Origin of the sequence: Streptomyces sp. NPDC057854 (assembly GCF_042797055.1) — a bacterium.
In the GTDB taxonomy this organism is placed as follows: domain Bacteria; phylum Actinomycetota; class Actinomycetes; order Streptomycetales; family Streptomycetaceae; genus Streptomyces.
The window spans coordinates 72,359-88,621 of sequence record NZ_JBHVMF010000021.1; the positions used below are offsets into that span (position 1 = coordinate 72,359).

The window sequence follows — 16,263 nt, forward strand, 5'->3', positions numbered from 1 at the left end:
TCCGGCGGGGTCACGCGCTGAGCGGGAACTCGCCGCCCAGCTCGCGGAAGACGGCCGTGTTGAAGGCGAAGGCCCGCTTGCACTCGTCGACGATCCGCTGCTTCTCCAGGTCGTCCGCGTTCACCCCGTCGAGGAGTTCGCGGTAGGCCCGCTTGAACGCGGCCGGGTTGCCGATCGCGTCGAAGACGTAGAACCGCACGCCGTCGCCCTTGCGGGCGAAGCCCCAGGTCCGCTCGGCCTTGTCGCGGATGATCTGACCGCCCGACAGGTCGCCCAGGTAGCGGGTGTAGTGGTGGGCGACGTACCCGGCGGGCCAGTCGCGGGCGCACTCGGCGACCCGCGCCGCGTACGCCTCGGTGGCCGGCAGCGCCGTCGCGCCGGCGCGCCACTCCGGGCCGCGCAGATGGGCGAGGTCCGCCTCCAGGGCGGCCGTGCGGAAGAGCTCGGGCCGGATGAACGGCCCGGCGACCGGGTCCTCGCGCAGCGCCTCCGCACCGTCCTCCAGTGCCCGGTACACGAACCACAGCTGCTCGGTGTAGCGGGCGTACGCGTCGACGCCGAGCCGCCCGCCGAGGAGGTCGCTCATGAAGGACGAGGTCTCCGCCTCCGTGTGCTGCTCGTGCGAGGCCGTGCGGATGACGGTGGAGAAGGGGGTGTCCAAGGCGTGCCTCCGGGACCGATGGGGCGGGAACCAGCAGACCGATCGTGCCAAGTTAGGCTTACCTAAGTCAACTGGTTCCCGACGACCTGTCGGTAAAGATGTACCCCCTGGACCGTCGGCGGAACGTAAGCCCGGCGAGGTCCGGGAAACGCCGGGGAGGCGTCAGGGAGGCGTCAGGGAAGCGTGAGGATGTCCGCCCCCGTCTCGGTCACCACCAGCGTGTGCTCGAACTGCGCGGTCCGCTTGCGGTCCTTCGTCACCACGGTCCAGCCGTCCTCCCACATGTCGTACTCGTGGGTGCCCAGCGTCAGCATCGGCTCGATCGTGAAGGTCATGCCGGGCTGGATGACGGTGGTGTGGTGGGGCGAGTCGTAGTGCGGCACGATCAGGCCGGAGTGGAACGACGTGTTGATGCCGTGCCCGGTGAAGTCCCGCACGACGCCGTACCCGAAGCGCTTGGCGTACGACTCGATGACCCGGCCGATGATGTTGATCTGCCGGCCCGGCTTCACCGCCTTGATCGCCCGGTTCAACGCCTCCCGGGTGCGCTCCACGAGCAGCCGCGACTCCTCGTCGACGTCGCCGCACAGGTAGGTGGCGTTGTTGTCGCCGTGGACGCCGCCGATGTACGCCGTCACGTCCAGGTTCACGATGTCGCCGTCGCGCAGGACGGTCGAGTCCGGGATGCCGTGGCAGATGACCTCGTTGACCGAGGCGCACAGGGACTTCGGGAAGCCGCGGTAGCCCAGCGTGGACGGATAGGCGCCGTGGTCGCACATGAACTCGTGCGCGACCCGGTCGAGCTGGTCGGTGGTGACACCCGGGGCGATGTGCTTGGCGGCCTCCTCCATCGCCTGCGCGGCGATGCGGCCGGCGATCCGCATCCGTTCGATCGTGTCGGAATCCTGCACCTCCGGCCCCGTGTACGGGGCGGGTGCGGGCTTCCCGACGTACTCGGGGCGGCGGATCGAGCCGGGGACGGAGCGGGCGGGGGAGAGCTCCCCCGGAACGAGAAGCGACTGGCCAGACATGCCAGCGAGTCTAACGACCGCGTCTGGGGCAGCATGGTCCCGAAGGAAGGAGCCGACGACCATGGCCCTGTTCAAGAAGCGCCCGGCCGCCAAGGCGGGGGAGTGGTACTACTGCCTGGAGCACAAGAAGGTCGAGGAAGGGCCGGAATGCCCGGCGAAGAACCGATTCGGCCCCTACGCCACCCGTGAGGAGGCGGCCCACGCCATGGAGACCGCCCGGGAGCGCAACCTGGAGTGGGAGACCGACCCCCGCTGGCACGACGCGCCCCGCCCGGAGGACGGCAGGGACTGACGGCCGGCACCACCCCGCGCGGCCGGGACCGCTCAGGCGCTCCCGGCCGCCGCCGCCTCCTGCTGCGCCTTGCGGCGCAGCGCGTCCTCGTCCGTGGCGGAGTCGTACCGCAGCAGCTTCGGCAGCGCCACGCACAGCAGCCCCACCGACGCCACACAGGCCGCGCCGCCCGCCCACACGGCGGTGCGGGTCCCCGTCCAGCCGGCCATCACCCCGGCCCGCACCTGCCCCAGCTGCGGCCCCACGCTGTAAGACAGCACCTCGATGCCCGCCAGCCGGCCCCGCAGCTCCTCCGGGATCGTCTGGTTCCAGATCGTCGCGCGCCCCAGCCCGCTCAGCATGTCGCCCGCGCCCGCCACCGCCAGGCACAGCAGCACCAGCCACACGTTCCCGGACCAGCCCGCGCCCGCGATCGCCAGGCCCCAGCCCGCCGCGCCGCCCGCCACCAGCAGCCCGTGCCGCCGCACCCGCGACGTCCAGCCGCTGGTCAGCCCCAGCACCAGCGACCCCACCGAACCCGCCGCGTACATCAGCCCCAGCGACCACTCCGCGTCCAGCTCGTCCGCCAGGAACGGGAACACCGCGTTCGGGAACGCGAAGAACATCGCCGCCAGATCGACCGCGTACGTGCCCAGCAGCACCGGCCGAGACCACGCGTACCGCGCGCCCTGCGCGATCGACCGCAGCGACGGCTTCTCCGCGTCGCGCGCCGGCGGCGCCGGCGACAGCCGCCGGCACATCAGCACCGACACCGCGAACCCGGCCAGCGTCAGCGCGTACGCCGGGCCGTGCCCCGCGTACGCCACCACCAGACCGCCCACCGCCGGACCGGCGATCGACCCCAGCTGCCAGCGCAGCGAGTTCAGCGCCGCCGCCGCGGTCTGCTGCGCGTGCGGCACGATCCGGGCCAGCAGCGAGTCCAGCGCCGGCCGCTGGAGCCCCGCCAGCGCCGACACCCCCGCCGCGACCACGTACAGCGGCCACAGCAGCGGCTCGTCGAGCAGCGCGTTCACCAGCAGCAGCAGCGCCAGCAGACCCAGCCCCGCCTCCGTCGCGACGATCACCCGCCGCCGGTCCACCGCGTCCGCCAGCGCCCCGCCGTACAGCCCGAAGACCACCAGCGGCACCAGCTCCACCGCGCCCATCGCGCCCACCGCGAGCGGCGAGTCCGTCAGCTCCTTGATCTGGAGCGGCAGCGCCACCATCGCCATGGCGCTCGCGAAGTACGTCACCAGCCCCTGCCCCCACAGCAGCCGGAAGTCCCGCGAGGAGCGCCACGGAGCGGTGTCGGGAAGCACGGCCGCGAGCCGCGCGCGCCAGGAGGAGGAAGCCACGAGGCCCCATGCTCCGCACGCCCCCGCCGCCCGGCAACCGAATTCCGCGCCGCCCGCCCGGCGCTACCAGCGGGCCGGCGGCGGCGACGTCAGCCGGTCCGCCAGCACCGACAGCCGGTCCCGGAACCGGCGGCCCCGCGGCTCCGGCAGCCGGTTCTCCCCCGCCGCCGCGCTCACCAGGTGCTGGACCGTGTCGAGGTCCACCCCCGCCTCCGCCGCCACCGACAGCGTCTCGTGCGCCAGCCCCCGCACCTCCGCGTCACCCGCGTCCAGCGACAGCACCGTCGCCCCCGCCCGCCGCGCGTCGTGCACCCGCTGGAGCACCCCCGCCTCCGGCCGCTCCGGCGCGACCACGAGCAGCGTCGCCCCCCGCCCCGCCGCCTCCAGCCGCCCCAGACCCACCGCCAGGTGCGCCGGATCGCCCGGCCGCACCCGGTGCCGCACCAGCGTCGGCGCCAGCTCCGGCAGCCCCGACCAGGCCGCCTCGTCCACCAGGTGCGCCGCCAGGTGCCAGGGCTCGTACGCCTCCGTGCCCACCAGCAGCAGCCCGCCCCGGCGCGGCACCACCGACGCCCGCAGCGTCCCGGCGAAGCGGCGGGCGGCCGCCGGCCACTCCGTCCCGGCGAGCACTTCCCGCAGCAGCGCGACCCGTACGGCATCCATGGCGCCGCATTCTGCCCCAGCCGGCGCCCGCCCGGAGGCCGCTCGCCGCGGATCCACCCGAACGGGGCCGCACCGGTGGGTAGGGTCGGGCCCATGACTTCCTCGACTCCCGCCACCGGACCCGCCGAACCGCCCAAGAAGGCCCCCAAGGACCCCTGGGACCTCCCCGACGTCTCCGGGCTCGTCGTCGGCGTCCTCGGCGGCACCGGCGACCAGGGCCGCGGCCTCGCCTACCGCCTCGCCGCCGCCGGCCAGCAGGTGATCATCGGCTCCCGCGCCGCCGACCGCGCCGAGGCCGTCGCCGCCGAGATCGGCCACGGCGTCCGCGGCGCCGACAACGCCGCGTGCGCCCGCGACAGCGACATCGTCATCGTCGCCGTCCCCTGGGACGGCCACGCCAAGACCCTGGAGTCGCTGCGCGAGGAACTGGCCGGCAAGCTCGTCGTCGACTGCGTCAACCCGCTCGGCTTCGACAAGAAGGGCGCCTACGCCCTCAAGCCCGAGGAGGGCTCCGCCGCCGAGCAGGCCGCCGCGCTGCTCCCGGACTCCCGGGTCACCGCCGCCTTCCACCACCTCTCCGCCGTCCTCCTCAAGGACACCTCGATCGCCGAGATCGACACCGACGTCATGGTGCTCGGCGAGGAGCGCGCCGACGTCGAGATCGTCCAGGCGCTGGCCGGCCGCATCCCCGGCATGCGCGGCGTCTTCGCCGGCCGGCTCCGCAACGCCCACCAGGTCGAGTCCCTGGTCGCCAACCTGATCTCGGTGAACCGCCGCTACAAGGCCCACGCCGGCCTGCGCGTCACCGACGTCTGACCGCCCCCGCCGCCCGCCGGGGCGGAGCCGGAGAACGGACGCTTCGGGGCATGGGGGACACTGGTCGGGCACCGCAAGCCGTACCCGACAGGAGCCGACCCCCATGCCCCGTCTCGCCCTCTACGCCCTCGTGGTCTGCGCCCTGGCCGTCGCCGCGGCCGTGATCTCCTTCGTGAACGGCAGCTTCGTCGGCATCGTCTGGGTCCTCCTCGCCGGCCTCTCCTCCAACATGGCCTGGTACTACGTCCGCCGCGCCAGGGCCGAGAAGGAAGCCGCCGCCTCCGCGTAGCCTCCCCTGCCGTCGTCCCGGCCGTCCCCGCCGGCCCGCCGTCGCCCCCCGCCGCCCGGCGCGCGCCGGTCCCTCGCGGAGAATGGGGCCGTGCGCTACTGCCTCCTGGGACCGACCCGAGTGCTGACCGCCGACGGCGACGAACTGCCCGTCGGCGGCCCGCGCGTCCGCGCCCTGCTCACCACGCTCGCCCTGCGGCCCGGCCGGACGCTGCCCGCGACCGTGCTCGCCGACGAGGTCTGGGCCGGCGACGAGCCGCCCGCCGACGCCGCGGGCGCCCTCCAGGCCCTGGTCGGACGGCTCCGCAAGGCGCTCGGCCGGGACCAAGTCCACTCCGCCGACGGCGGCTACCGGCTGGTCGCGGACCGCGAGGACGTCGACCTGTACCGGTTCGAGCGGCTGGTCGCGGAAGGGTCGGCGGCGCTGGTCGCGGGGGACGCGGGGCGGGCGGTGGTGCTGCTGGAGGAGGCGCTGGGGCTGTGGACGGGGCCGGTGCTGGCGGACCTTCCCGACCGGCAAGCGGAGGCGGCGCGGTGGGAGGCACGGCGGCTGGAGGCGCGGCGGTGGCGGCTGGACGCGCTGCTGGGGCTGGGCCGGGCGGGTGAGGTGCTGGCGGAGGCGGCGGCGCTGTGCGCGGACCGGCCGCTGGACGAGCCGTTGCAGGTGCTGCGGATCCGGGCGCTGCGGGACTCGGGGCGGACGGCGGAGGCGCTGGCCGCGTACGAGGAGGTGCGCCGGATGCTCGCCGACGCCCTCGGCACCGACCCCGGACCCGCACTCCGCACCCTCCACGAGCGGCTGCTCGCCCCGGACACGCCCCCCGCGCCGGCCCCGGCCCCCGCGCCCGGCAACCTGCGGGCCCGGCTGACCTCCTTCGTCGGCCGCGAGGACGACATCGCCGCCCTGCTCCAGGACCTGGAGGCCGCCCGGCTCGTGACCCTCCTCGGACCCGGCGGCGCCGGCAAGACCCGGCTCTCCCAGGAAGCCGCCGAACGGGCCGCGCCCGCCTGGCCGCACGGCGTCTGGGTCGCCGAACTCGCCCCCGTCCGCGACCCGGAAGCCGTCCCCGAGGCCGTCCTCGCCGCCCTCGGCGCCCGCGAGACCGTGCTCCGCGGCGCCGGCGCCGAGGAACTGCGCACGGCCGCCGACCCCCTGACCCGCCTGGTGGAGCACTGCGCCGGGCGGCGGATGCTGCTGCTCCTGGACAACTGTGAGCATGTGGTGGGGGCGGTGGCGCGGCTGGCGGAGGTGGTGCTGGCGCGGTGTGCGGGGGTGCGGGTGCTGGCGACGAGCCGGGAGCCTCTGGGGGTGCCGGGGGAGCGGTTGCGGCCGGTGGGGCCGTTGCCGGAGGGGATGGCGCTGCGGTTGCTGGGGGAGCGGGGTGCGGCGGCGCGGCCGGGGTTCGTGGTGGAGGAGGATGCGGGGGCGGCGCGGGAGGTGGTGCGGCGGCTGGACGGGCTGCCGCTGGCGATCGAGCTGGCGGCGGCGCGGTTGCGGGTGTTGTCGGTGGGGCAGGTGGCGGCGCGGCTGGACGATCGTTTCCGGTTGTTGTCGTCGGGGGCGCGGACGGTGCTGCCGCGGCAGCAGACGCTGCGGGCGGTGGTGGACTGGTCGTGGGAGCTGCTGGAGGGGCCGGAGCGGGCGGTGCTGCGGCGGCTGGCGGTGTTCACGGGCGGGTGTGATCTGGAGGCGGCGGAGGCGGTGTGCGCGGGGCCGGAGGGGCTGGATGTCCTGGGGGTGCTGGGTGCGCTGGTGGACAAGTCGCTGGTGGTGGCGGCGCCGGAGGAGCGGGGGATGCGGTTCCGGCTGCTGGAGACGGTGGCGGAGTACGCGGCGGAACGGCTGGACGAGGCCGGTGAGCGGGCGGCGGCGGAACGGGCCCACCTCACGTACTACCGCGAACTCGCCCGCACCACCGACCCCGAGCTCCGCGGCTCCGGGCAGCTCGCCGCCATGGTCCGGCTCGACGCCGAGTACGGCAACGTCCGCACCGCGCTCGCCCGGGCCGTCGCCGGCCGCGACGAGGACGAGGCGCTGGTCCTCGTGCACGCCCTGCTCTGGTACTGGCAGCTGCGCGACCTGCGCTCCGACGCCCTCCAGTCGGTCCGGGCCGTCGCCGCGCTGGGCCCCGACCCGTTCACCCCGCCGGCCGCGCCGGTCGTCCCGCTGCACGAGCCGTGCACGGCCGCCCCGCCGCCGCTGCCGGAGGAGCAGCGCTGGGAGGCCCGGCGCGGGGTGCGGCTCGTCGAGCTGATCAACATGGACCACGAGACGGCCCGCTGGACCAGCCCCGAGGGCCAGGACCGGCTCCGCGAGATCACCGCCGTCTACCGGCCCGGGCTGCCGCAGACCTGCCGGCTCCCCGGATCCTTCGCGGTCTTCGCGGTGCTCATCATGGGCGAGCCGGAGCGGCTGCACGAACTCCTCGACGTCACCGTGGAGGCGTGCCGCCGGCACGGCTACGACTGGGAGCTCGCCCACATCCTGCAGATGCGGGCCAACATGCGGGCCAACCGCGGCGCGTGGGCCGACCTGGCGATCGCGGACGCCGACGAGAGCCTGGCCCTGTTCGAACGGCTCGGGGACGCCTGGGGCGCCGCCGAGGCGCTGTCCGCCCGCGGCGAGGCGCACGAGCGGCAGCTCGCGTACGACGCGGCCTCCCGCGACTTCGCCGCCGCCATCGGCTACGCGGAGAAGATCGGGGCGCCGTCGCAGCAGGAGCTGCTGCGGGCCCGGTACGCCGACACCCTCATCGAGGCGGGCCGGTTCGAGGAGGGCGAGGCGATCCTGCGGAAGATCCTGGCCGACCACGCCACCGGCCACGAAGCGCAGCTCGGCGCCCGCCTGTTCCTGGCGATCGCCCTGGGCAGGACCGGCCGGACCGCCGAGGCCCGGGAGCACCTGACCGTCCTCATGGAGGAGTTCAGCAGCGAGACCCTGTCCGTCTTCGAGGGCTTCACGCTCGGCGTCCTGGCCTGGCTCGACGTCCTGGAGGAGCGGTACGCGGACGCGCTCGTCCGGGTCTCCCAGGCGTACGACCGCTCCCTGGGGCCGCTGTCGCTGATGGTGGTGCCGCAGATGCCGGGGGTCCACCTGGTCGTCGGCGCGTGGGCGCTCGCCGGGCTCGGCGGGGCGTCGGCCCGGACGGCGGCCCTGCTCCTCGGCGCGCGCGACGCCCTCGTGCCGGACGGGCACCGGGAGCCCGGCATGGAGCGGGAGAACCTGGAGCGGGCGACGGAACTGGCCCGGGCGGCGCTCGGCCCGGACGCCTTCGCCGCCGCGCACGCCGAGGGCGGCGGCCTCTCCGCTGAGGAGGCCGCCGCCCTGCTCGGCCGCGCCGCCGACGCGATCAGTGAGCGCGCCGAGTCCTGACCCCGCGCGTCAGGTCTTCTTGCGGAACTTGGAGACGGCGAGCGGCGCCGTGACGACGGTGATGACCACCGACCAGCCCAGCGTCATCCACACGGAATGGGCGACCGCGCCGCCGTTGATCAGGTTCCGGGCCGCGTCGGCGAGGTTGGACAGCGGGTTGTAGTCCGTGAAGGTCTCCAGCCAGCCGGGCATCGTCGTCGTCGGCGCGAAGATCGAGGAGCCGAACTGGAGCGGCATCAGGACCAGCATCGCCATGCCCTGGACCGCCTGCGCGGTCTTCATCGTCAGACCGAGCAGGATGAAGATCCACATCAGCGAGGCGCCGAAGACCATCGACAGGCCGATGGCGGCGAGCAGGTGGAGCATCGAGGTGTGGATCGACAGACCGAGCAGGAAGCTCATGCCGAGCAGGATCGCGGTGGCGATGAGCATCCGGCCGATCTCGACGACGATCTTGGCGATGAGGACCGAGGAGCGGGCGATCGGCATCGTCCGGAAGCGGTCCATCACCCCCTTCTTGAAGTCGTCGTTGATGCCGACGCCGACGGCCATCGCGATGTTCATGCCCATCATCGCCATCAGGCCGGGCGCCACGTAGTTCACGTAGGCGTCGTTGTTGCCCTTGCCGGCGATGGCGCCGCCGAAGACGTACACGAAGAGCAGGATGAAGATGATCGGCATGAGCACGGCGTCGAACATCGACTCCGGGTCCTGCTTGATCTGGAGCGCGTTGCGCCGGGCCAGCGCGCCGATGTGCCGCAGGTTGGCGCGCAGGCCGATGCGGCCCTCGGCGGCGGCGCGGACCGGCCGCGCGGGCGCCGGACCCGCGGTGCCGGCGGGGGACTTGGTGACCGTGGTCGTGCTCACGCGGCGACCTCCTCGGTGATCTCGTCGGACCCGGCGGTCTTCTGGCCGGTGATGGCCAGGAACACCTCGTCCAGGCTGGGCAGATGGGTGCCGATGTGGGCGATGCCGAAGCCGCGCGCGCCGAGCAGCGAGACGACGGCGGTCAGCTGCTGGTCGGTGAGGATCGGCACGTACAGCGCGCCCTCGTCGGGCACCACGGTCGCGCCGGCGACGCCGTCGAGACCGGTCTCGCGGAGCGCGGCGGCCATCGCGGGGAGCTGGTCCGGGTCGACCGGGCGGACCTTGAGGGTCCGGCCGCCGACCTTCGCCTTGAGCTCGTCGACCTCGCCGCGGGCGATGACCCGGCCCCGGTCGACGACGGTCAGCTCGCTCGCCAGTTGCTCCGCCTCCTCCATGTACTGGGTGGTGAGGAGGACGGTGACGCCCTCGGACACCATCCGCTTCACCTCGTCCCACACCTCGTTGCGGGTGCGGGGGTCGAGGCCGGTGGTCGGCTCGTCCAGGTAGAGCACGGCGGGCTGCCCGATCATCGAGGCGGCCAGGTCGAGGCGGCGCCGCATGCCGCCGGAGTAGTTCATCGCGGGGCGCTTGGCGGCCTCGGTGAGCGAGAAGCGCTCCAGCATCTCGTCGGCGCGGCGGCGGGCGTCCGCACGGGACAGGTCGAGCAGCCGGCCGATCATGTACAGGTTCTCGAAGCCGGACAGCTTCTCGTCGACGGAGGCGTACTGGCCGGTGAGGCCGATGGTGCGGCGCAGCTGGCGGGGCTGGCGCACCACGTCGTAGCCGGCGACGACGGCGGTCCCGGCGTCCGGGACGAGCAGGGTGGACAGGCAGCGGACGAGGGTGGTCTTCCCGGCGCCGTTGGGCCCGAGGACCCCGAGGACGGTGCCCTCGCGGACGTCCAGGTCGACCCCGTCGAGCGCCCTGGTCTCGCCGAAGTGCTTCACGAGGCCCCGGACCTCGACGGCGTTGGTCTGTGATCGCGTCATGCCCCCATGGAACAGGCCGCCACCGACAGCCCGCCGACAGACGGCCGACAGCCCGCCGACGGGACTGTCGGCGGGCTGTCGGTGGGGTGCGCGAGGGGGCGGGCGCGCCTAGGCCGTCTCTTCCGGATCATGCCGGGCTCGCGACGCCTGGCACGCGCGCTCGCCGCGTTGTCGTCGGTCGCCGATGCTCCGCATGGACTCCCTCCTCCGCCTTGCGATCGCACGCACCAGACGCCGCTCCCTGATCCGGCCTGATCCGAAAGAAACGGCCTAGTGGAAGGTGTGCTCCTCGGCGGGGAAGGCCCCGCCGGCCACGTCCTCGGCGAAGGCGCGGGCGGCGTCGCCGAGCGTCTCGCGGAGGTTCGCGTACTGCTTGCTGAAGCGCGGCACCTTGCCGCCGGTCAGGCCGGCCATGTCGGTCCAGACGAGGACCTGGGCGTCGGTGTCCGGGCCGGCGCCGATGCCGATGACGGGGATGTGCAGCGAGCGGGTGACCTCGGCCGCCAGCTCGGCCGGGACCAGCTCCAGGACGAGCGCGAAGGCGCCCGCGTCCTGGGCGGCCTTGGCGTCGCGCAGCAGCTTGTGCGCGGCCTCGTCGGACCGGCCCTGCACCCGGTAGCCCAGGGTGTGCACGGACTGCGGGGTGAGGCCGAGGTGCGACATGACGGGGATGCCGGCCTGGACCAGCATCTCGGTCTGCGGCAGCGACCGCTCGCCGCCCTCCAGCTTGACCGCCTGCACACCGGCCTCCTTGACGAGGCGGGTCGCGCTGCGCAGGGCCTGGACGGGCCCCTCCTGGTACGAGCCGAAGGGCAGGTCGCCGACGACGAGGGCGCGCCGGGTGCCGCGGACGACGGCCGCCGAGAGGATGGCCATCTCGTCCAGGGTGACGGGCACGGTGGTCTCGTAGCCGAGGTGGCAGTTGCCCATGGAGTCGCCCACGAGGATCACCGGGATGCCGGCCTCGTCGAAGACGGACGCGGTCATGGCGTCGTAGGCGGTGAGCATGGGCCACTTCTCGCCGCGGAGCTTGGCGGCGGCGATGTCGTGGACGGTGAGGCGGCGCGAGCCCTTGCCGCCGTACAGCGTCTTCGTGCCGTCGGCGGGCTGTTTCGAGGCAGCCTGAAGCGTCATGGTGGAACGGCTCCTTCGTCATCTCGAGGCGCCCTGACGGCGTCCCCGGACCACGTCCATGGTGGCACTTCGCCGGGCGGGCGGGGAAGTGGGGCGGCGTGGCGCTCTTCACAGACGTCGGCATCGAGGTCCTCCGGCGCGGCGTCGCCGAGGGCGAGGTGCGGGCCGATCTGGACCTGGAGCTGGTCAACGACCTCTTCGTCGGCCCGCTCCTGCTCCGTACCGTCCTCCAGCCCGACGCCGACCTGTCGCCCGACTTCCCGGCCCGCGTCGCCGACACCGTCCTCGACGGCGTACGGCCCCGGGACTGACCGCGGGGCGACTCGGGACGACCCGGCCGCCCCGGGACGGGCCCCGGGGGCCCGCCCCGCCGGGATCCGTACGAATGTGCGTGTTCTGTCACAGCCGGCCCGTTCCGGCCCGTAACCGGAACCCCGTCACACGCCGCGTCCGTCCTTGGGGGAGTGCGCGGGCCCCGGCATCGCCTAGGGTCGGGTCCGGGTCTCGGAGCACGGACGGCACGACGGCACGGCAAGGCGAGCGAGGGCAGCGATGACGCGGGTGGACATGACGGGAACGGAGCACGGCGGAACGGGAGGCGGGCGTCCCGGACCCTCCGGCCGTTCCGGTGCCGCGCCCGGCCGTCTCGGTCGCCTCGCCCGCCTCCGCCGCGACCCCGGCATCTGGCGGCGCGGCATCCTGCTGGCCGTCTGCGCGGTCGCCCTCACCCTCCTCATGGCCCTCCACGCGCAGATCCCCAACCGGGTCGGCAACCTCGGCAGCCTCACCGAGACCTTCCTGCCCTGGCTCGGCCTTTTCGTCCCGGTCCTGCTGCTCCTCGCGCTGCTGCGCCGCTCCGCCACCGCGCTCATCGCGCTGCTGCTCCCGGCGGTGGTCTGGCTCAACCTCTTCGGCGGGCTCGTCGCCGACAAGTCGTCCGGCGGCGGCGACCTCACCGTCGCCACCCACAACGTCAACGCCGACAACCCCGACCCGGCCGGCACCGCCCGGCAGCTCGCCGGCTCCGGCGCCGACGTCCTCGCGCTGGAGGAGCTGAAGGCCGACATGGTGCCGGTCTACGAGCGGGAGCTCGCCGAGCGGTACCCGTACCACTCCGTCCAGGGCACCGTCGGCCTGTGGAGCCGGCTGCCGCTGCGGGACCCGCGCCCGGTCGACATCCACATGGGCTGGACCCGCGCCATGCAGGCCACCGTCGTCGCCCCCCAGGGCGAGCTGCGGGTGTACGTCGCCCACCTGCCGTCCGTGCGGGTCAACCTCGACGCCGGCTTCACCGCCAGCCAGCGCGACACCAGCGCCGACGCGCTCGGCGCGGCCATCGCGAACGACCGGGCCCAGCGGATCGTCCTCCTCGGCGACCTCAACGGCACCATGAACGACCGCTCCCTCAACGCCGTCACCGCCCAGCTGCGCTCCACCCAGGGCGCGGCCGGCGACGGCTTCGGCTTCTCCTGGCCGGCGTCCTTCCCGATGGCCCGGATCGACCAGATCCTGGTCCGCGGCGTGGAGCCGGTCGCGTCCTGGGCGCTGCCGGAGACGCGCAGCGACCACCTGCCGCTTGCCGCCCGCGTCGCGTTCTGACCCTCCGAAGGACAGGCGAAACCTGTTCTTCATCCCCCCGAAGCCAGGAATACCCGGCCGTCTGCGAGAATTTGTTTTGTAAGGAAACAATCCTCGGATCCGGAAGGGTCTCCCACCCATGCCCGTGGCCCTGCTCGCCCTGGCCATCTCCGCCTTCGGCATCGGCACCACCGAGTTCGTCATGATGGGCCTGCTGCCCAACGTCGCCGGCGACCTCGGCACCACCGTCCCCACCGCGGGCCACCTCGTCTCCGCCTACGCCCTCGGCGTGGTCGCGGGCGCCCCGCTGCTCACCGCCCTCGGCTCGCGCGTCCCCCGCAAGCGGATGCTGCTCCTGCTGATGGCCCTCTTCACCGTCGGCAACCTCGCCTCCGCGCTCGCCCCCGGCTACGGCTGGCTGCTCGCCGGGCGAGTCCTCGCCGGGCTCCCGCACGGCGCCTTCTTCGGCGTCGGCGCCGTCGTCGCCGCCCGGCTGGTCCGTCCGGACCGGCAGGCCCGCGCGGTCGCCACCATGTTCCTGGGCCTGACCGTCGCCAACATCCTCGGCGTGCCCGCGGCCACCCTCCTCGGCCAGCACCTCGGCTGGCGGGCCACCTTCCTGGTGGTCGCCGTCATCGGCCTCGCCTCGCTCGCCGCCCTCGCCCGGCTGGTCCCCGACCTCCCCGTCGACGGACGCCAGGGCCTCGGCCGCGAGCTCCGCGCGCTGGGCCGCCCGCAGGTGCTGCTCGGCCTGCTGACCGCCGTCTTCGGCTTCGCCGGCGTCTTCGCCGTCTACTCGTACCTGGCCTCGATGACCACCGAGGTGATGGGCTTCGGCGAGTCCACCGTCACGGTCGTCCTCGCCCTCTTCGGCATCGGCATGACGGCCGGCGCGCTCGCCGCGGGACCGCTCACCGACCGCGCTCCGCGCCCCACCCTGTACGGCTCGCTCGCCGCGCTCGCCGTCACCCTGGTCGCCTTCCGCTTCACCGTCCACGTGCCCTGGCTCGCCCTGGTCACCGTGGTGGTGCTGGGCGCCGTCGGCTTCATGACGACCACCCCGCTCCAGATGCTCGTCATGGAGAAGGCGAAGGACGCCCCCACCCTCGCCTCCGCCTCCAACCACTCCGCCTTCAACCTCGCCAACGCGGGCGGCGCCTGGGCCGGCGGCGCCGCCATCGCGGCCGGCTGGGGCTGGACCTCCCCGGCCCTGGTCGGCGCCGCCCTCGCCGCCGCCGGCCTGGCGATCGCCGCCGCAGCCGGCCTCCTCGACCGCCGGGAGGACCGTACGGGGAACGCGACGGGGACCTCGCACGTCGTCGCGCGAGGCCCCCGGGCCGGCCGGGAGCCGGTCACGGCGCCGGCGTCTCCCGCCAGCGGTTCGTGATCGGCAGGCGGCGGTCCTTGCCGAAGCCCTTCGCCGAGATCTTGGTGCCCGGCGGGTACTGGCGCCGCTTGTACTCCGCCGCGTCCACCATCCGCAGCGTCCGGGCCACCAGCTCCGGGTCGAAGCCGGCCGCCACGATCGCGTCCGTGCCCTCGTCCCCGTCGACGTACAGGGCGAGGATCCGGTCCAGCACCTCGTAGTCCGGCAGCGAGTCGGTGTCCACCTGGCCCGGGCGCAGCTCGGCGCTGGGCGGCTTGGCGATCGAGTTCTCCGGGATCGGCGGGGTCTGGCCGCGCTCCTCGGCGGCCCGGTTGCGCCAGCGCGCCAGCCGGAAGACGTCCGACTTGTAGACGTCCTTGATCGGCCCGTAGGCGCCGACGGAGTCGCCGTAGAGGGTCGAGTAGCCCACCGCCAGCTCCGACTTGTTGCCGGGGGCGAGGACGAGGTGGCCCTCCTGGTTGGAGATCGCCATCAGGGTGGTGCCGCGCAGCCGGGACTGGAGGTTCTCCTCCGCGAGCCCGGTGAGCGGGAGCGCGGCCATGTACGCGTCGAACATCGGCCCGATCGGCACCGTGCGGTAGTGCAGCCCGGTCCTGCGGGCCAGCTCCGCCGCGTCGTCCTTCGAGTGCTCCGAGGAGTACTTCGACGGCATCGACACCCCGTGCACCCGGTCGGCGCCCAGCGCGTCGCAGGCGATCGCGGCGACCAGGGCCGAGTCGATGCCGCCGGAGAGGCCGACCACCACCGAGCGGAAACCGTTCTTCGCGACGTACGCGCGCAGCCCGATGACGAGCGCCGAGTAGACCTCCTCGTCGTCGTCGAGCCGCTGCGCGTACCCGCCCGTCAGCTCCGCCTCGTACGGCTCCACCGGCTCGCCGGCCTCCCCGGCGAGCACCGCCCGGTCGATCCGCAGCCCGTCGTCCACCACCGTCCCCGGCGCCGGGGCGTCCGGGTCGGCGGCCGGCAGGTCCAGGTCGAGGATCACGCTGCCCTCGGTGAACTGCGGGGCCCGCGCGATCACCTCGCCCGCGGCGTCCACCACGATCGAGTCCCCGTCGAAGACCAGCTCGTCCTGGCCGCCGGTCGACGCCAGGTACGCGGTCGTGCAGCCGGCCTCCTGGGCCCGCTTGCGGACCAGCTCCAGCCGGGTGTCGTCCTTGTTCCGCTCGTACGGCGAGGCGTTCACCGACAGCAGCAGCCCGGCCCGGGCGCTGCGCGCCGCCGGCACCCGGCCGCCCTCCTGCCACAGGTCCTCGCAGATCGCGAGCGCCACGTCGATCCCGCGCACCCGCAGCACCGGCAGGGTGTCGCCCTGCACGAAGTAGCGGAACTCGTCGAAGACGCCGTAGTTCGGCAGGTGGTGCTTGGCGAAGCGGAGCACGGCCCGGCCCCGGTGCAGCACCGCCGCCGCGTTCTCCGGCGAGCCGGCCGGGCGGCCGAGCCGGGGCACCGCGCGCTCGGTGCGGTCCAGGTAGCCGACGACCACCGGCACCTCGCCGAGCCCCTCGTCGGCGAGCCGCCGCGCGAGCGCGGACAGTGCCGCCCGGGAGGCCTCGACGAAGGACGGCCGCAGGGCCAGGTCCTCGACGGGATAGCCGGTCAGCGCCATCTCCGGGAACGCGACGAGGTGCGCGCCCTGTTCGACGGCGTGCCGGGTCCAGTGGACGATCGTCCCGGCGTTCCCGGCGACGTCCCCGACGGTCGAGTCGATCTGATTCAGCGCGAGGCGAAGTCGATGCACACCACCCACTCTAATCGTCAGACCGACGCTATGTCCTGGGAACGGGGCCGGGCGCCCACCGATGAACCGTTTCCCCTCCCTCCGGACCGGCCTCGCCCTCACCCGGTGA

15 protein-coding genes are annotated in these 16,263 nt (G+C 74.2%); 7 read left to right on the plus strand and 8 right to left on the minus strand.

Annotated features, from left to right (window positions below):
* Positions 1-10: 10 nt before the first annotated feature.
* On the minus strand, positions 11-661 hold the full coding sequence (locus ACFVQZ_RS27165) for a heme oxygenase (biliverdin-producing) (RefSeq protein ID WP_383626885.1): 651 nt from the start codon (positions 659-661) through the stop codon (positions 11-13).
* Between the two features lie 173 nt (positions 662-834).
* A complete protein-coding gene (gene map / locus ACFVQZ_RS27170) occupies positions 835-1,692 on the minus strand; it encodes a type I methionyl aminopeptidase (RefSeq protein WP_383626888.1) in 858 nt (285 codons plus the stop codon).
* A gap of 61 nt (positions 1,693-1,753) precedes the next feature.
* On the opposite strand from map, the gene ACFVQZ_RS27175 reads away from it, so the two are divergent.
* Positions 1,754-1,984, plus strand: a complete 231-nt coding sequence (locus ACFVQZ_RS27175) for a hypothetical protein (protein ID WP_030498110.1) — start codon at positions 1,754-1,756, stop codon at positions 1,982-1,984.
* A 32-nt stretch (positions 1,985-2,016) separates the two neighbouring features.
* Here ACFVQZ_RS27175 and ACFVQZ_RS27180 read toward each other — a convergent pair whose 3' ends face one another.
* Both ACFVQZ_RS27180 and ACFVQZ_RS27185 read right to left on the minus strand, forming a co-directional pair.
* Positions 2,017-3,318 (minus strand): MFS transporter, encoded by a 1,302-nt coding sequence (locus ACFVQZ_RS27180; protein WP_030498109.1) that lies wholly within the window; start codon positions 3,316-3,318, stop codon positions 2,017-2,019.
* 63 nt (positions 3,319-3,381) lie between these two features.
* Positions 3,382-3,981, minus strand: a complete 600-nt coding sequence (locus ACFVQZ_RS27185; RefSeq protein WP_030498108.1) for a hypothetical protein — start codon at positions 3,979-3,981, stop codon at positions 3,382-3,384.
* Positions 3,982-4,074: 93 nt separating this feature from the next.
* Here ACFVQZ_RS27185 and npdG point away from each other — a divergent pair, with 93 nt between their 5' ends.
* The 3 genes from npdG (at position 4,075) to ACFVQZ_RS27200 (ending at position 8,458) form a co-directional block, all read left to right on the plus strand.
* Positions 4,075-4,797 (plus strand): NADPH-dependent F420 reductase, encoded by a 723-nt coding sequence (npdG, locus tag ACFVQZ_RS27190; RefSeq protein ID WP_383626892.1) that lies wholly within the window; start codon positions 4,075-4,077, stop codon positions 4,795-4,797.
* 103 nt (positions 4,798-4,900) lie between these two features.
* Complete coding sequence (locus ACFVQZ_RS27195; protein ID WP_030498106.1) at positions 4,901-5,086, plus strand: hypothetical protein; 186 nt, start codon at positions 4,901-4,903, stop codon at positions 5,084-5,086.
* 90 nt (positions 5,087-5,176) lie between these two features.
* Positions 5,177-8,458, plus strand: a complete 3,282-nt coding sequence (locus ACFVQZ_RS27200) for a BTAD domain-containing putative transcriptional regulator (RefSeq protein ID WP_383626895.1) — start codon at positions 5,177-5,179, stop codon at positions 8,456-8,458.
* Between the two features lie 9 nt (positions 8,459-8,467).
* Here the strand turns inward: ACFVQZ_RS27200 and ACFVQZ_RS27205 are convergent, their stop codons facing one another.
* The 3 genes from ACFVQZ_RS27205 to panB form a co-directional block, all read right to left on the minus strand.
* Positions 8,468-9,325 (minus strand): ABC transporter permease, encoded by an 858-nt coding sequence (locus tag ACFVQZ_RS27205; RefSeq protein WP_383626897.1) that lies wholly within the window; start codon positions 9,323-9,325, stop codon positions 8,468-8,470.
* Complete coding sequence (locus ACFVQZ_RS27210) at positions 9,322-10,314, minus strand: ATP-binding cassette domain-containing protein (protein WP_030497298.1); 993 nt, start codon at positions 10,312-10,314, stop codon at positions 9,322-9,324. The genes ACFVQZ_RS27205 and ACFVQZ_RS27210 overlap by 4 nt, the downstream gene beginning before the upstream one ends.
* Positions 10,315-10,584: 270 nt before the next feature.
* Entirely contained in the window at positions 10,585-11,448 is an 864-nt protein-coding gene (panB, locus tag ACFVQZ_RS27215; protein ID WP_383626901.1) for a 3-methyl-2-oxobutanoate hydroxymethyltransferase, read from the minus strand.
* A gap of 98 nt (positions 11,449-11,546) precedes the next feature.
* Here panB and ACFVQZ_RS27220 point away from each other — a divergent pair, with 98 nt between their 5' ends.
* The 3 genes from ACFVQZ_RS27220 (at position 11,547) to ACFVQZ_RS27230 (ending at position 14,413) form a co-directional block, all read left to right on the plus strand.
* A complete protein-coding gene (locus ACFVQZ_RS27220) occupies positions 11,547-11,759 on the plus strand; it encodes a TetR-like C-terminal domain-containing protein (protein ID WP_383626904.1) in 213 nt (70 codons plus the stop codon).
* A 256-nt stretch (positions 11,760-12,015) separates the two neighbouring features.
* Positions 12,016-13,047: an endonuclease/exonuclease/phosphatase family protein gene (locus tag ACFVQZ_RS27225; RefSeq protein ID WP_383626907.1), complete on the plus strand. Its 1,032-nt coding sequence runs from the start codon at positions 12,016-12,018 to the stop codon at positions 13,045-13,047.
* A gap of 118 nt (positions 13,048-13,165) precedes the next feature.
* Entirely contained in the window at positions 13,166-14,413 is a 1,248-nt protein-coding gene (locus ACFVQZ_RS27230; protein ID WP_383626910.1) for an MFS transporter, read from the plus strand.
* Here the strand turns inward: ACFVQZ_RS27230 and ACFVQZ_RS27235 are convergent.
* Positions 14,379-16,154 (minus strand): NAD+ synthase, encoded by a 1,776-nt coding sequence (locus tag ACFVQZ_RS27235; RefSeq protein ID WP_030497293.1) that lies wholly within the window; start codon positions 16,152-16,154, stop codon positions 14,379-14,381. The two genes, ACFVQZ_RS27230 and ACFVQZ_RS27235, sit on opposite strands and share 35 nt — an antisense overlap.
* Between the last annotated feature and the right edge of the window lie 109 nt (positions 16,155-16,263).

Excerpts from the sequence above, each read along its gene's own strand:
- map (WP_383626888.1), bottom strand. The coding sequence starts at position 1,692 with ATGTCTGGCCAGTCGCTTCTCGTTCCGGGGGAGCTCTCCCCCGCCCGC.
- ACFVQZ_RS27210 (WP_030497298.1), bottom strand. The coding sequence starts at position 10,314 with ATGACGCGATCACAGACCAACGCCGTCGAGGTCCGGGGCCTCGTGAAG.
- ACFVQZ_RS27185 (WP_030498108.1), bottom strand. The coding sequence starts at position 3,981 with ATGGATGCCGTACGGGTCGCGCTGCTGCGGGAAGTGCTCGCCGGGACG.
- ACFVQZ_RS27230 (WP_383626910.1), top strand. The coding sequence starts at position 13,166 with ATGCCCGTGGCCCTGCTCGCCCTGGCCATCTCCGCCTTCGGCATCGGC.
- npdG (WP_383626892.1), top strand. The coding sequence starts at position 4,075 with ATGACTTCCTCGACTCCCGCCACCGGACCCGCCGAACCGCCCAAGAAG.
- ACFVQZ_RS27175 (WP_030498110.1), top strand. The coding sequence starts at position 1,754 with ATGGCCCTGTTCAAGAAGCGCCCGGCCGCCAAGGCGGGGGAGTGGTAC.
- panB (WP_383626901.1), bottom strand. The coding sequence starts at position 11,448 with ATGACGCTTCAGGCTGCCTCGAAACAGCCCGCCGACGGCACGAAGACG.
- ACFVQZ_RS27225 (WP_383626907.1), top strand. The coding sequence starts at position 12,016 with ATGACGGGAACGGAGCACGGCGGAACGGGAGGCGGGCGTCCCGGACCC.
- ACFVQZ_RS27195 (WP_030498106.1), top strand. The coding sequence starts at position 4,901 with ATGCCCCGTCTCGCCCTCTACGCCCTCGTGGTCTGCGCCCTGGCCGTC.